This is a genomic window from Streptomyces sp. NPDC001796, from assembly GCF_042892355.1.
GTDB lineage: Bacteria > Actinomycetota > Actinomycetes > Streptomycetales > Streptomycetaceae > Streptomyces.
Window position 1 is genome coordinate 676,508 of record NZ_JBIAUC010000002.1, and the last position, 14,426, is coordinate 690,933.

The following is a 14,426-nucleotide window of genomic DNA, read 5'->3' on the forward strand; positions in this document are numbered from 1 at the left end:
TCGGCGGTACGGCACGGCGCGGTGCGCGGGAGGTCGGAACCTCTAGTGCTGCTGGGGAGCCGACGGCGGCTGGTCGCGCGCGGCTATGGACTTCGCCGTGTTGGAGACTGCCTTGATGCCCAGATACGCCGTGGTCACGCTGCTGACGGCGGTGAAGGCCGCGCTGAGGACGCCGACGATCACCGACTTGTCCCCGTCCAGGCGCCAGACACCGAAGGCCGCCACGCCGGCTATCGCGAGATTGGTGGTGATCACTGCGAGGAGGCCGTAACGGGCCCGGGTCTTCTCCAGATCGACGTCCCGCATGGCTCCTGCCCCGTCCCCGCTCATGATTCCCCCACGGCTGCCTCGACGCGGCAGAACGTAGCGCCCGGGCGGGAACATGCCAAGCAGGCGCGGCCGAAAGCCGTCGGCGGGCCCGGTGCTGGGCCCGTCTGATTTCTTCGGGGTGTCCGGGCACCGCGTTTCCCGTCGGATCATGCTTCACGTCGTGTGGTGCTGTGACATGCCGCTTTTGGTGTAATCAGCCGTTATGGACGGTTCGGCCGTCATTCTGTGCCTGTCGATCGTGGTCCAGGTCAAGGGAGGCCGTCGGCGCGCAGGTCGCGGGAGAGCGACTTTCAGAGGATCCGGCGGCCACACTCACAACGTGGTTGGGATGGCGAACACATGGCTGTTGAAGCGAGGCCGGGGTCGGCCGTAACAGGTGCCCGGGCGTCACGCCGCCGCCTCCTGACGATGGCTGCGCTGGGATCGGTATGTGCGGCCGTTCCGGGACGGGCCGCCGGCGTCGCGCAGGGTGGCTCGTGCGATGGGGTGCACGGTGGCACGGAGCACGCCTGCGGTGGTGAGCGCGCGGGCGCCGACGGCAAGGCCGACCGGGATGCCGACGGGTTGGTGCGTCCGGTCGAGAGCAGGGCGAAGGACTGGGCTCATGTCGCGACGGAGCTGGGCCGCGAGGGCAACATGCTGGGCAGGCTGATCTACCGGACAGCTTTCCCCCGCACCGACCTGCGCGTCTCCTCCCAGGGCGTCATCGTGTCGCCGGAACTCGCCGTCGGCTCGCATGTGTCCTTCATCCGCTATGCCGACAACACCGTCATGACCATGGGAGAACTGGCCGTCACCGAGGCGGAGCTGCACCATGTGACCGGCGCGCTGCAGTCACACGGCATTGAGCAGGTTGCCATTCACAACCACCTGCTCGCCCACTTTCCCCGTCTCGTGTGGGTCCATACGCACGGGCACGGTCCGGATGCTGTGACCCTGGCCCGCGGCCTGCGCGCCGCGCTCAGCCGGACAGGCACGCCGCCCGCCAAGTCCTCGACGACTCCTCCGAAGAAGCTGAACCTGGACACAGCGGGGATCGACGCCGCCCTGGGCACCACAGGCACCGTTTACGGCGGCGTCTACAAGTCCGCCTTTCTGCGCCGCGAGTCGATCACCGACGGACGCTACGTCCTGCCGCCCGGTTCCGGGGCGACGTCGGCTCTCAGCTTTCAGCCTGTGGGAGGAGGCCGTGCTGCGGTCGCCGGGGACGTCGCCGTGCTGGCCGGTGAGGCTCAGGCCGTGCTGGAGGCGCTCCATCGTGGCGGAATCCGGGTCGTCGAGTTGCACAACCACGGCATGGTCGACACGCCCCGCATGTTCTTCATCCATGTCTGGGCCGTCGGTGACGCCGTGGAGATTGCGCGGGCCCTGCGCCGTGCGGTGGCCGCGACCAACGCCGCACCTGCCCGTGGGGTGGGAGGGGGCGAGTAGCGCTCGGAGGGTGCCGTGCCCCATCCATGCTCGCTGCCGGGTCCCCGAGCCGTTGACGTACCGCCTGGTGCGGCTGACACGAAAACACCCCCGCCGAAGATCTTCGACGGGGGTGTTTGCCCTGATAGGGCCATGTGGCTGGGGCCGGGGTCGAACCGGCGACCTTCCGCTTTTCAGGCGGACGCTCGTACCAACTGAGCTACCCAGCCACGAGGTTTCACGTGAAACCTCAGCGGTCCTGACGGGATTTGAACCCGCGGCCTCCACCTTGACAGGGTGGCGAGCACTCCAAACTGCTCCACAGGACCAAGCGCTGCGTACGACAGTGTCGCACAGGGTGGTGCGTGCCCCCAACGGGATTCGAACCCGTGCTACCGCCTTGAAAGGGCGGCGTCCTAGGCCGCTAGACGATGAGGGCTATCGGCCCGCCTGGGCGCTTCTCAGCGCGTCGGGGACGTGAGAAGCATATGGGATGGGAGGAGGGTTCGCCAAAACCGTTTAGGGGGCGCTCGGCGTCGGGGTCGCGCCGGAGCGGCTCGTGGGGGGAGCGCTCGGGGGCGTGGTGCCGGGCGAGGGGCTCCCGCCGGGCTGGTTCTCCTTGGCCAGGTGACGGGTCACCTCCGCCGTCGTCTGCCCCAGGCCGCCGAGCCTGATCTCGTCCCAGGCCTGCAGACGGCGGGTGTCCCGGTCCAGGTAGAGGATCGAGGCCTCGATCGGAGCCGGGTACTGGCGCTCGACCGCCCGCAGGCCGCTGCCGCCCGTAGATCCCTCGATGCGCAGCCGCGTGCCGTACTTCATGATCTCCATCCCCTCGTGGTGCAGATGTCCCGCAAGGACCAGCGGCACATCGCCGTCCACCTGGCGCGCGGCCGTCGGCTCGTGGGCGATCGCGATGTCGACGGGCCTGCCCGCCGCCTTCTGGTCGCGCAGGGCCGTGGCCAGGCGCGCGCCCGCCAGTTCCTCGGCGCGGTCGCCGCCCGGGGTGACCGACCGGTCGGGGGTGAACTGCGGATCCCCCGTCCCGGCGAAACGCAGGCCCGCGATGCTGACCGCCCTGCCGTCGTCCAGGACGTGCACATTCTTCATGTGCTGCAGGTAACGCTGGGTCGCCAGGGAGTCGTGATTGCCCCGGACCCAGACGTAGGGGGCGCCCAGGTCGGCGATCGGGTCCAGGAAGCGGTTCTCCGCCGCCGTGCCGTGGTCCATGTTGTCGCCGGAGTCGACGATCACGTTGACGTCGTACTGCTTGACCAGCGAGGCGATGATCTTCCAGCTCGCCGGGTTGAGGTGGATGTCGGAGACGTGCAGGACCCGGATCGTCGTCGGGTCCGGCTGGTAGGCGGGGAGGGTGGACGTGACGTCGTAGAGCTTCGTCACGTTCGTCACCAGGCGCGCCAGTTCCTGCTGGTAGACGTCGAACTCGGTGACGATGCTGCGCGCGTTGCCGACCAGGGAGGGCGCGGAGGACAGCAGGCCGGAGAACCTCGGCTCGAGGACCGACTCGGGGTTCCAGGTGGCGTACGCCGTCGCTCCGGAGGCGCCGAGGAGGGTGAACGCCAGCCCGCCGGCCGCGAGGGCCCGGCGGGGGCGGCGGTAGACCGCCAGGCCGAGCGCGGTGGCGCCGGCGACCACGGCCACGCAGGAGCGCACGGCGAGGTCGAGCGTGCCGTGCTCGACGTCGTGGGTGATCTCCTCCTGGAGCCCGGAGATCCGCTCCGGGTGGTCCACCAGTTCCTGGGAGCGGCCCGGGTCGAGCTGGTCGACGTTGACGTCGAGGCGGACGGGCGCCTGGTGGCTGTGCAGCTCCAGGGCGCCGAGCGGAGAGATGTTGATCTTCGTGCCCCCGGCCAGCGAGGGACGCAGGGTCATCGTGGTGTTCATGGGGCCCACCGGGACGCGTACGTCGCCCACGATCAACAGGCCGAGCCAGGCGCCCAGGAGCACCACGGCGACCATGCCCAGGGCCCGGAGCCAGGGGTGGGGCTGCGGGACGAGTTGTGCGGCCGGGTGCGGGCGGAGTGAGCGGTAGTACCGGGCGATCGTGGAGGGCGCCCTTCGAACGCGGTTCAGAGCTGCTGCGGGCACGCGGTCCATTGGTCCCGTATGCCCAGGTTCCTGAGCCGATATGCGGAGTGGATCAACGGATTCGGGGGCGGTCGAACCCCGCCGGCCGGGGTGTCGTGCCGGACAATGGCCCTGTGCTGGAGATGACGCGCGAGGAGTTCGAGGAACTGGTCGCCGAGGCGCTCGACCGGATCCCGCCTGAGCTGACGCGGCTCATGGACAACGTCGCGGTGTTCGTCGAGGAGGAGCCGCCCGCCGACGATCCCGGGCTGCTCGGGCTGTACGAGGGCACTCCGCTGACGGACCGTGGCGAGTGGTACGCGGGCGTGCTGCCGGACCGGATCACGATCTACCGGGGGCCGACCCTGCGGATGTGCGACACCCGTGAGGACGTGGTCGCGGAAACCGAGGTGACGGTGGTGCATGAGATCGCGCACCACTTCGGCATCGACGACGCCCGGCTGCACTCGCTCGGGTACGGGTGACGTGGACGGTGCGCGGTCGGGGCACGGGTCACGTGGTACGGCGCGTGCTCCGGTGCGGGTGACGTCCGGGAGGCTAGGGCCGCGGTGGCCGTCGAGCGTTCTTGCGTACAGGTGACCTCGGGCGGGTGACGTTCCCTTCGCGCGGCGCGTGTCCTCTTGCGGGCGGCGGGAGTTGGGCAGGCTGACTTCTCGTACGCCCCGGAGGTGGCTGCCCGTGCGCGCCAGTTACGTACCCGTCCGTCTGGCCGCCGCGGTCATGGCCCTCGCCGCCGCCACCGGCTGCATGAGCGTGGGGGACGACGCGGGCGCTCCGTCGCAGGCGCCTTCGGCAGGGCGGCACGGCGGGGCGGCGCCGGACGGCGGTTCGGTGACGAGCGGGGGCGCCGACGCGGGCCTGGGCGGAGCGGCGGCCAAGGCGGGGTCGCCGAAGCCGGCCGGGTCCGGCACCGGAGCGTCCTCCGGGCCGCCCTCCGCGTCGGCGTCCAAGGGCGGCGGCGGATCGAAGGGTGCCGAGCCGACCGCCAAGGAGACGCCACAGCCCGGCAAGGGGGGTGGTGGAGGTGCGGTGCCGCCCGCGCCCACGGTGGGCGAGCCGGACCCCACGCAGACCTCGGTCGACCCCACGCCGACGAGCCGGCCGGACCCGCCGTCGCCGACCCCGACGACCGCGGAGCCGTCCTCCTCGGCGCCCGGGCAGGCCACGCAGCTGACGCAGCGGGAGCCCGCGCCGCGAGCGGGAATCCCGGTGGCGTAGGCGTGTCCCCTCTCTGGGGCCCTGGCGCCTGTGGCGAGAGTCACCCGGACGGGGCGGGGATCGGTTTGCTTTCGGCGGGCGGAGGTGCGTATCTTGGTAGATCGTTTGATCCCATTTGCCCGGCGCCTTGAAGACGCGCCGCGTGTGGCGCGTACTCTCCCTAGCCGTGGCCGGACCGCATCGAGGCGGTCGAATGCGACTTCACGGATGTTTGGGCGCGTGCCAGAACTCCGGAAGGTTCGCATTTCGTATGTCTGTTGCCAGTACCGAGCACATCGTCCTGCCCGCGGACGACTCCCAGAACACCGAGGGCACCTCTGTGGCCGCTGAGGCCCAGGACACCGCCCCCGAGATGACCTTCGCCGACCTCGGCCTGCCCGAGGGCGTCGTCCGCAAGCTCGCGCAGAACGGCGTCACCGTCCCCTTCCCGATCCAGGCCGCGACCATCCCGGACGCCCTGGCCGGCAAGGACATCCTCGGCCGTGGCCGCACCGGCTCGGGCAAGACGCTGTCCTTCGGTCTGCCCACCCTGGCCATCCTGGCCGGCGGCCACACCGAGAAGAAGAAGCCCCGGGCCGTGATCCTCACCCCGACCCGTGAGCTGGCCATGCAGGTCGCGGACGCGCTGCAGCCCTACGGCGACGTGCTCGGGCTGAAGATGAAGGTCGTCTGCGGCGGCACCTCCATGGCGAACCAGATCTACGCCCTCGAACGCGGCGTGGACATCCTGGTCGCCACCCCCGGCCGGCTGCGCGACATCATCAACCGCGGCGCCTGCTCCCTCGAGGACGTGCGGATCGCCGTGCTCGACGAGGCCGACCAGATGTCCGACCTGGGCTTCCTGCCCGAGGTCACCGAGCTGCTCGACCAGGTCCCGGCGGGCGGCCAGCGGATGCTGTTCTCCGCGACCATGGAGAACGAGATCAAGACCCTCGTCGACCGGTACCTGAACGACCCGGTGAGCCACGAGGTGGACGCCGCCCAGGGCGCGGTGACGACCATGTCGCACCACATCCTCATCGTGAAGCCCAAGGACAAGGCCCCGGTCACCGCCGCGATCGCCTCCCGCAAGGGCCGCACCATCATCTTCGTCCGCACCCAGATGGGTGCCGACCGCGTCGCCGAACAGCTGCGCGACGCCGGGGTGAAGGCGGACGCGCTGCACGGCGGCATGACCCAGGGCGCGCGCACCCGGACGCTGGCCGACTTCAAGGACGGCTACGTCAACGTGCTCGTCGCGACCGACGTCGCCGCCCGCGGCATCCACGTCGACGGGATCGACCTGGTGCTCAACGTGGACCCCGCCGGGGACCACAAGGACTACCTGCACCGCGCCGGCCGCACGGCTCGTGCCGGCCGCACCGGCACGGTGGTCTCCCTCTCGCTGCCGCACCAGCGGCGCCAGATCTTCCGGCTGATGGAGGACGCGGGCGTCGACGCCTCGCGCCACATCATCCAGGGCGGGGCCGCGTTCGACCCGGAGGTCGCCGAGATCACCGGCGCCCGGTCGATGACCGAGGTCCAGGCGGAGTCCGCCGGGATGGCCGCGCAGCAGGCCGAGCGGGAAGTCGCGCAGCTCACCAAGCAGTTGGAGCGGGCGACGCGGCGCGCGGCCGAGCTCCGGGAGGAGGCCGACCGCCTCGTCGCGCGGGCCGCGCGGGAGCGGGGCGAGGACCCGGAGGCGGCGGTGGCGGCCGCGGCGGAGAGCGCCGAGGCGCCGGCCGAGGTCTCGGTACCGGAGCAGCGGACCGCCAAGGACGCGGAGCGCGCCGTGGGCGCCGAACTGGGTGAGCGTGAGGAGCGCACGGCCGGTTCGTCGTACGAGCGGCGTGAACGCCGGGAGGAGCGCGGCGGTTTCCACCGGGACCGAGGGTTCGACCGTGACCGGGACCGTGGCTTCGACCGCCGGGACGACGACCGTGGCGGCCGTTCGTTCGAGCGGCGCGACGACCGGGGCGGCTTCCGCCGTGACGGCGACCGGCGCCCGTTCGACCGTGACCGCGACCGCGGCTTCGCCGGCCGTGACCGCGACCGTGGCTTCGACCGTCGTGACAACGACCGTCGTGACAACGACCGTCGTGACGGCGATCGCCGTTCGTTCGACCGGCGTGACGACCGCGGTGGCTTCCGTCGCGACGACGACCGCGGTGGCTTCCGCCGCGACAACGACCGTGACCGCCGCCCGTTCGACCGCGACCGTCGTGACAACGACCGTCGTGACAACGACCGCCGCGACGGGGACCGCCGTTCGTTCGACCGGCGTGACGACCGCGGTGGCTTCCGCCGTGACAACGACCGGCGTCCCTTCGACCGGCGTGACGACCGCGGCGGGCACCGCGGCAGCGACCGCCCGTTCAACCGGGACCGCCAGGGCGACCGCCCCGGCTTCCGCTCCGGCGGCCACGACCGCCCCTACGGCCGTCGTGACGACCACCGCGGCACCGGCTCGTTCGGCCGCCGCGAGGACAAGCCGCGCTGGAAGCGCAACGGCTGACGCCGAGTAGCTCGAAGGGCCCGTACGACTTTCCGTCGTACGGGCCCTTCCGTTTCCCGTCGTACGGAGGCCCCCACCGCGCACCACGGCAAGGGTCCCTTTTCCGGCCGTCGGTTTCAGGTCATCGGGTGACGCATGTCACGCCTCCGGCGAGGGAATCGCTGGGGGCATGACAGATGACGTCAGAGCGAGTGGGCTGTCGGACGAAGAGCGGCTGGCCCAGCTCGGCTACACACAGGTTCTCGCGCGCCGGATGTCGGCGTTCTCCAACTACGCGGTCTCCTTCACGATCATCTCGGTGCTCTCCGGCTGCCTGACCCTCTACCTCTTCGGGATGAACACCGGCGGCCCCGCCGTGATCACCTGGGGCTGGGTGGCCGTCGGTCTGATGACGCTGTTCGTCGGGCTGTCGATGGCCGAGATCTGCTCGGCGTACCCGACCTCCGCGGGCCTGTACTTCTGGGCCCACCGCCTGGCGCCGCCGCGCTCGGCAGCGGCCTGGGCCTGGTTCACGGGCTGGTTCAACGTGCTGGGCCAGGTGGCCGTGACGGCGGGCATCGACTTCGGAGCGGCGTCCTTCCTGGGCGCGTACCTCAACCTCCAGTTCGACTTCGAGGTCACCCCCGGGCGCACGGTTCTGCTCTTCGCGGCGATCCTGCTCCTGCACGGCCTGCTGAACACCTTCGGCGTCCGTATCGTCGCCATCCTCAACAGCGTCAGTGTCTGGTGGCACGTCCTCGGGGTCGCGGTCATCGTCGGCGCGCTGGCCTTCGTCCCGGACCACCACCAGTCGGCGTCCTTCGTCTTCACGAAGTTCGTGAACAACACCGGCTGGAGCAGCGGCACCTACGTGGTCCTGCTCGGTCTGCTGATGGCCCAGTACACCTTCACCGGCTACGACGCCTCCGCCCATATGACGGAGGAGACGCACGACGCGTCCACGGCCGGCCCGAAGGGCATCGTCCGCTCCATCTGGACCTCCTGGATCGCCGGCCTCGTCCTTCTGCTGGGCTTCACCTTCGCCATCCAGTCCTACGACAGGGAACTTCAGTCCCCGACCGGCGCGCCGCCCGCGCAGATCCTGCTGGACGCCCTCGGAGCGAGCGCGGGCAAGCTGCTGCTGCTCGTGGTGATCGGCGCGCAGCTCTTCTGCGGGATGGCGTCCGTGACGGCCAACAGCCGCATGATCTACGCCTTCTCCCGTGACGGGGCGCTGCCGTTCTCGCACGTGTGGCACACGGTGAGCCCACGTACGCGCACCCCGGTGGCGGCGGTGTGGCTGGCGGCGATCGGGGCACTGGCCCTGGGCCTGCCGTACCTGATCAACGTGACCGCGTACGCGGCCGTGACGTCGATCGCGGTGATCGGCCTCTACATCGCCTACGTCATCCCGACCCTGCTGCGGGTCCGCCGGGGCGAGGCCTTCGAACGCGGTCCCTGGCACCTGGGCCGCTGGTCCCAGCCGATCGGCGTGATCTCGGTGGTCTGGGTCGTCGTGATCACGATCCTCTTCATGCTCCCGCAGGTCTCCCCGGTCACCTGGGAGACGTTCAACTACGCCCCGGTCGCCGTCCTGGTCGTCCTCGGCTTCGCGGCCACCTGGTGGCTGGCCTCGGCCCGCCACTGGTTCCTGAACCCCGACCACGAACGCACCCGCATCCGCGAGGCCGCCCGCTCCGGCGCCCCCGAACCCGCCGACCCGTAACGCCACCGGCCACCCGCACGGCCGCCCCGCCACCCACCCGCATGCCACCCACAGCGAACACTTCAGGCCCGCCTCCCCGATACCCGATCGGAGATACGGCCTCGTCGGGCTATGCTCGGGGAGGCAACATCACGAGGGCCCTTAGCTCAATTGGCAGAGCAGTGGACTTTTAATCCATTGGTTGTGGGTTCGAGTCCCACAGGGCCTACGGTCCGCAGGCGGGCTATATGCTCTCTGACCTGCTACGCAGCGCCTGAGTCGGCTTCGGCCGGCTCGGGTGCTGCCTTGTTTTTCGAGCCGGATCGTCGAGCTGCTCGAACAGCGGGCGCCGTACGGCCGTGCCCGCCCTTCCATCGAGGCAAACCGAACGGTTCGGTCCGGTAGCTTGGTGCTAAGAGCACCTCGACGGGAACGGACTCCACCCGCGACCGCATCGTCGTCGCGGCCACGGCCGAGTTCGCCCGGCCCGGGTGCAGCGCCTGTTCCCCGCCTCCACGGCCTAGGCGCCAGGGTCCGCCGGGCAGGGCCTAGCCCTGCGTGGAAGCACCCGCTCGTCGACCGTCCGTTGTTCGAGAGTGCGTCGTACTGATGCTGTTCTCTGCGACGCTCTTGAGGACGGGCAGCATCTGCTTCCGGTACACCTTGCGGACGCGACCCTGCAGCGTCAGGGCCCGGACGGCGGTGGGGTCGGCTCTTGTGAACGTCGGTTCCCAGGCCGAGGAGAAGTGGATCAGTCCCTGGACGCCGATCCAGGTCAACTTGGTGTCAGGGTTCCGCAGGGCCGGGTATGGGGGGAAGGACGGGGCCCTCGCGGGCAGTTCGCCCTTTTCACGGAGTTCCCTCGCGCGATCCTCGAAGGTCTTGGGGACGGCCTCCCGGAAGCGCTCGTACCCTGCCTCGTCCGACAAGACGAGAAGCAGTAATCGCTCGGGCGGCAGGAGCCGGACGGCTTCTGTGAGTTCCCACAGTGTTCCGGGCCCGGTCCCGGCGACCAGGGTGACAAGGCGAGCTCGCCTGATGAGGTCGCTGACAGCGGGCTTCCAGTCGTTCAAGGGCAGATAGAAACGGTGGGCGCCGGGAAGAGGCAGGCGCTCCCCCGGCTGCCCGACGGCGACAACGCGGCCGAACCTGCGCCGAAAGGTCCAGACCACTTCCTCTTCGCGTGTGCGACTGTTGGGGGTCTGAAGTCTGAGGCGGAGGCTACGGGTGGACGCCGGCTTCACCCCGTACAGGAACTCGTCATCCTCGAAGGGGCGGAGGAACAGAGTGAACGACTCATCCGGAAGCTCCGCCGGATTCTTGATCACCCGGGCTGTGTGCCGTCTTCCGTACCTCGACAGACGCGCACCCATGAACACGGCCGCAATCCCTGCCGCGATCATCAAGATTCCAGTCGGCCAAACGTGCGACGTCGACGTGCCATAGACAGAAGGAGCCCGTAAGTGGCCTGCTCCACCCACCGAGGCCAACATCCCGGCGATCCGCAGGAAGCAGCCCATGCCACGGGCACCGCACCCGACGGCAGGCACGCGTCGCTGATCGTGGACAAATGAGTCCTGTGCGTCTCGCTCCATGATTGCCGACACCGTAGCCGCGCAGCCGAGTTGGAGGAGGCCGTATCGGCATAGTCGACCGCCCCAGGTCGACTCGGACGAAGAGCGCGGTCTTCACGGAGGTGATCTCATGGCCGACCGGATCGTCTCCGGTATCGGGATCATCGGCGGCGGGCTGGTCCTCGTACGGCGGGACGCCGTCCGGGGTCCGACCACCGCGGCGACGATCTGGCCCACCTGCGCGGTCGGCATTGTTCGGGCAGCGGCCGGCGAGCGGCATTAGGGCGCGAGCCCTGTGGGTACCCGGGCGTGGTGGCCGGAAGTGTGGTGTCGTCCCTGGGGTCCGCTGCCCGTGCCGGGGTCGGCGGAGCGTGGGCCCTGGGCGCGGCGGGCGCCCGCACCGCCGGGCGGGTGGCGCCGGTGGCGGCCAGGGCCGGGCTGCGCGCCGCAGAGGGGAGCGGGCGGGTCGCGGTGGCGGCGGCCCGGCAGGGGGTCTCGGTGGCCGCGGGAGTGCCCGGGCGGGCCGTGCGGGCGGGGCGTGTTCTGGCCGATCTCCATCCGCGGCGGCACACCCGTCATGTGTGGGCCTCGCACGGGCGTGCCCATATCGAGGTGCGCGGGCTCGATCGCGGCGGCCGCACTCGGGAGCGGCTGACCGGCGGGGTGACCAGGGCGCTGCGCGGGCTGAACGGGGTGCGGTGGGCCGAGGTCAACGCGGTGACCGGCCAGGTCCTGCTGTCGTTCGACGAGCGCAATGTCGGGGTCGACCGCCTCCTGAACACGGTCAGGGCGGTGGAGAAGGCCCAGGGTGTGCGTGACGCGGACTTCGCCTGGGCGCAGCCGGTCACCCCGGGCGACGACGCGCCCGTCGCGGCGGTGACGGCCGAGTTGCTCTTCGACTGCGCGGCGGTGGCCGCCGGGGTGGTCCGGAGGGTCTTCCGGCTGCCGTCGCTGCCCCGGGTGGTGCCCGTGGCGGTGGCGGCGCTGGAGCTGGAGCGGGGTCTGCGCCGACCGTTGGTGCGCCGTATCGGCCCGCTGGAGACCGATCTGCTGCTGTCACTGGCCGGCGCCGTCGTGGGCGGGCTGTACGGCGGTGTCGGGATGCCGGCCGTCGACGCGGCGAACCGGTTGCTGCTGCTTCGCGAGATCCGGGCCCGGCGTCAGGTGTGGGAGCGGCGTGAGCGGGACCTGTGCCCGGGACCCGATTGTGTGCCGCACACCCGGCCGGTGCGGCATCTGCGCGGCAGGGCGCGGCCGCCCGGTCCCGTCGAGTGGTGGGAGGCGCGGCTGGCGCCGACCGCCCCGCTCACCGCGGCGGCGGTGTTCGCGTTGACGGGCAGCACCGGCCGGGCGGCGGACGCCCTGCTCGCCGCCGTCCCCCGGGCGGCCCGTTACGGGAGGGAGGCCTTCGCGGCCACGGTCGGACGTGAGCTGGCGCGGCGTGGCGTCGTACCGCTGGACCCGTCGGCGCTGCGGCTGCTCGACGTGGTCTCCGCCGTGGTCGTCGACTCCGGGGTGCTGGTGACGGAGGGCGGGCGGCCGGCCCCGCCCGCCGTGACGGTGCTGGCCGCCGCGCGCGCCACCGGGGCGCGCGCGGTGCTCACCGAGGACGAGCGCATCCGTGAACTCCTCTGCCCCTCCGACGAGATCGTCGACGGGCGCGAACGCCTCGCCGACCGGGTGTGCGAACTGCGGGACCACGGGGAGGGCGTCCTGGTGATCTCGGGTGCGGACGCGGAGGCGCTGGCCGCCGCGGACATCGCGGTCGCGGTGCCCGACGCGCCGGGCGCCGAGGCGTCCTGGTCGGCGGACCTGGTCTGCGCGGACGGTCTTCATGACGTCTGGCGCATCCTGCGGGCGGTGACCGCGGCCCGCACGGTCTCCCGGCGCTGCGTCCGCCTGGCGCTGGCAGGCTCCGCCACCGGAACCCTGCTCGCCCTCGTCGGCCGGAGGCACGGCGTCCTTCGCGCCCTCACCCCGGTGCATGTCGCGAGTCTGCTGGCCCTGCTGTGGTCCACCAGGACGGCGCGGCGCGCGTTGCGATGAGCCTCAGGGACGTGATCGGGCCGTGCCGGGGCCGATGCCGGCCGGCTTGCCCGCCCCGCGGCTGCCGCAGCTCGGCTTCGTGGGTGGGAGGCACGCCTCCCACCCACGGCCGAGCTGAGCTTCCGGCTCCCGGGCTGCTTCAGGCTCCGGCGACCTCGACCACTGCCAGGTTCTTCTTGCCCCTGCGCAGCACCAGCCAGCGACCGTGCAGCAGCTGGTCGGCCGTGGCCACCGCGTCCTCGGCGGTCACCTTGACGTTGTTCACGTAGGCGCCGCCCTCCTTCACGGTGCGGCGGGCGGCCGACTTGCTCGCCACCAGGCCGACCTCCGCGAAGAGATCGGCGACCTGGCCGAGTTCGCTCACCTTGGCCTTCGGGAGCTCGGAGACCGCGGCCGCCAGCGTCGCCTCGTCGAGTTCGGCGAGTTCACCCTGCCCGAACAGCGCCTTCGACGCGGCGACGACGGCAGCGCACTGGTCGGCGCCGTGAACCAGCGTGGTCAGCTCCTCGGCGAGCGCGCGCTGCGCGGTGCGGGCTTGCGGTCGCTCCGCGGTCACCTTCTCCAACTCCTCCAACTCCTCGCGGGACTTGAAGGAGAGGATGCGCATGTACCGCGAGACATCCCGGTCGTCCGTGTTCAGCCAGAACTGGTAGAACGCGTACGGCGTGGTCATCTCCGGGTCGAGCCAGAGCGTGCCGGTCTCCGTCTTGCCGAACTTGGTGCCGTCCGCCTTCGTCATCAGTGGCGTCGCGAGCGCGTGCACCTCGGCGTGCGGTTCCAGGCGGTGGATCAGATCGAGACCGGCCGTGAGGTTCCCCCACTGGTCACTGCCGCCGGTCTGTAGGGTGCACCCGTACCGCCGGTACAGCTCCAGGAAGTCCATGGCCTGGAGCAACTGGTAGCTGAACTCCGTGAAGCTGATGCCCTGCTCGGACGCCAGGCGCTGGGCGACCGAGTCCTTGGTGAGCATCTTGTTCACCCGGAAGTGCTTGCCGATGTTCCGCAGGAACTCGATCACGGACAGGCCAGCGGTCCAGTCCAGGTTGTTGACCATGGTCGCCGCGTTGTCGCCCTCGAAGGAGAGGAACGGCTCGATCTGCGCGCGCAGCCGGGCGACCCACCGGGCGATGGTCTCCGGGTCGTTCAGGGTGCGCTCGGCGGTCGGCCGCGGGTCGCCGATGTGGCCGGTCGCGCCGCCCACGAGCGCCAGGGGCCGGTGCCCCGCCTGCTGGAGTCGGCGTAGGGTGAGCACCTGCACCAGGTGGCCCACGTGCAGGCTGGCCGCGGTGGGGTCGAAGCCGCAATAGAACGTGACGGGGCCATCCGCGAGAGCCTTGCGCAGTGCGTCCTCGTCAGTGGCCTGGGCGATCAGCCCACGCCACTTGAGCTCGTCGACGATGGCCGTCACAGTCCTGTGTCTCCTCAGTCGCGTGTGTCAATGTGGCGGCCAGTGTAGTGCTCCGGCCGGATTTCTGCCTTTGTGCTGCTCAGCGGCGGTGCGGGGAAAGCCCGGCCAGGTCGTTTGAGCACGCCGGAGTCTCCTGGACCACACAGCCCCGGACCG

General features: G+C 70.9%; 10 protein-coding genes, 4 tRNA genes and 1 pseudogene. 8 read left to right on the top strand and 7 right to left on the bottom strand.

Annotated features, from left to right (window positions below):
- Positions 1-42: 42 nt before the first annotated feature.
- Positions 43-306, bottom strand: a complete 264-nt coding sequence (locus ACFYZE_RS06580; protein WP_388989436.1) for a hypothetical protein — start codon at positions 304-306, stop codon at positions 43-45.
- Between the two features lie 510 nt (positions 307-816).
- On the opposite strand from ACFYZE_RS06580, the gene ACFYZE_RS06585 reads away from it, so the two are divergent.
- On the top strand, positions 817-1,761 hold the full coding sequence (locus ACFYZE_RS06585) for a DUF1259 domain-containing protein (protein WP_388989439.1): 945 nt from the start codon (positions 817-819) through the stop codon (positions 1,759-1,761).
- Positions 1,762-1,896: 135 nt separating this feature from the next.
- Here ACFYZE_RS06585 and ACFYZE_RS06590 read toward each other — a convergent pair.
- The 4 genes from ACFYZE_RS06590 to ACFYZE_RS06605 form a co-directional block, all read right to left on the bottom strand.
- Positions 1,897-1,970: transfer RNA gene (locus ACFYZE_RS06590), tRNA-Phe, on the bottom strand.
- Positions 1,971-1,994: 24 nt separating this feature from the next.
- Positions 1,995-2,069: transfer RNA gene (locus ACFYZE_RS06595), tRNA-Asp, on the bottom strand.
- Between the two features lie 37 nt (positions 2,070-2,106).
- Positions 2,107-2,179, bottom strand: a tRNA-Glu gene (locus ACFYZE_RS06600).
- A gap of 80 nt (positions 2,180-2,259) precedes the next feature.
- Positions 2,260-3,855 (bottom strand): metallophosphoesterase, encoded by a 1,596-nt coding sequence (locus ACFYZE_RS06605; protein WP_388989442.1) that lies wholly within the window; start codon positions 3,853-3,855, stop codon positions 2,260-2,262.
- 104 nt (positions 3,856-3,959) lie between these two features.
- Between ACFYZE_RS06605 and ACFYZE_RS06610 the strand changes: the two genes are divergently transcribed.
- The 5 genes from ACFYZE_RS06610 to ACFYZE_RS06630 all read left to right on the top strand — a co-directional run bounded on the left by ACFYZE_RS06610 (position 3,960) and on the right by ACFYZE_RS06630 (position 9,471).
- On the top strand, positions 3,960-4,310 hold the full coding sequence (locus ACFYZE_RS06610) for a metallopeptidase family protein (protein ID WP_366028985.1): 351 nt from the start codon (positions 3,960-3,962) through the stop codon (positions 4,308-4,310).
- 214 nt (positions 4,311-4,524) lie between these two features.
- Positions 4,525-5,064, top strand: coding sequence for a hypothetical protein (locus ACFYZE_RS06615; protein ID WP_388989445.1), 540 nt, complete (start codon positions 4,525-4,527; stop codon positions 5,062-5,064).
- A 250-nt stretch (positions 5,065-5,314) separates the two neighbouring features.
- Complete coding sequence (locus ACFYZE_RS06620; RefSeq protein ID WP_388989448.1) at positions 5,315-7,558, top strand: DEAD/DEAH box helicase; 2,244 nt, start codon at positions 5,315-5,317, stop codon at positions 7,556-7,558.
- A 169-nt stretch (positions 7,559-7,727) separates the two neighbouring features.
- Positions 7,728-9,263 carry an amino acid permease gene (locus ACFYZE_RS06625; RefSeq protein ID WP_388989451.1) on the top strand — a complete coding sequence of 512 codons (1,536 nt, stop codon included), beginning with the start codon at positions 7,728-7,730 and terminating at the stop codon, positions 9,261-9,263.
- 135 nt (positions 9,264-9,398) lie between these two features.
- Positions 9,399-9,471 (top strand) — tRNA-Lys (locus ACFYZE_RS06630).
- Positions 9,472-9,790: 319 nt separating this feature from the next.
- Here ACFYZE_RS06630 and ACFYZE_RS06635 read toward each other — a convergent pair.
- A complete protein-coding gene (locus ACFYZE_RS06635; RefSeq protein ID WP_388989453.1) occupies positions 9,791-10,570 on the bottom strand; it encodes a hypothetical protein in 780 nt (259 codons plus the stop codon).
- 376 nt (positions 10,571-10,946) lie between these two features.
- On the opposite strand from ACFYZE_RS06635, the pseudogene ACFYZE_RS06640 reads away from it, so the two are divergent.
- Positions 10,947-11,069: pseudogene (locus ACFYZE_RS06640) on the top strand (MgtC/SapB family protein); the annotation flags it as partial.
- Positions 11,070-11,125: 56 nt separating this feature from the next.
- Positions 11,126-12,862, top strand: a complete 1,737-nt coding sequence (locus ACFYZE_RS06645) for a heavy-metal-associated domain-containing protein (protein ID WP_388989455.1) — start codon at positions 11,126-11,128, stop codon at positions 12,860-12,862.
- Between the two features lie 139 nt (positions 12,863-13,001).
- Here the strand turns inward: ACFYZE_RS06645 and tyrS are convergent, their stop codons facing one another.
- Positions 13,002-14,270, bottom strand: coding sequence for a tyrosine--tRNA ligase (gene tyrS, locus ACFYZE_RS06650; protein WP_388989458.1), 1,269 nt, complete (start codon positions 14,268-14,270; stop codon positions 13,002-13,004).
- Positions 14,271-14,426: the final 156 nt, after the last annotated feature.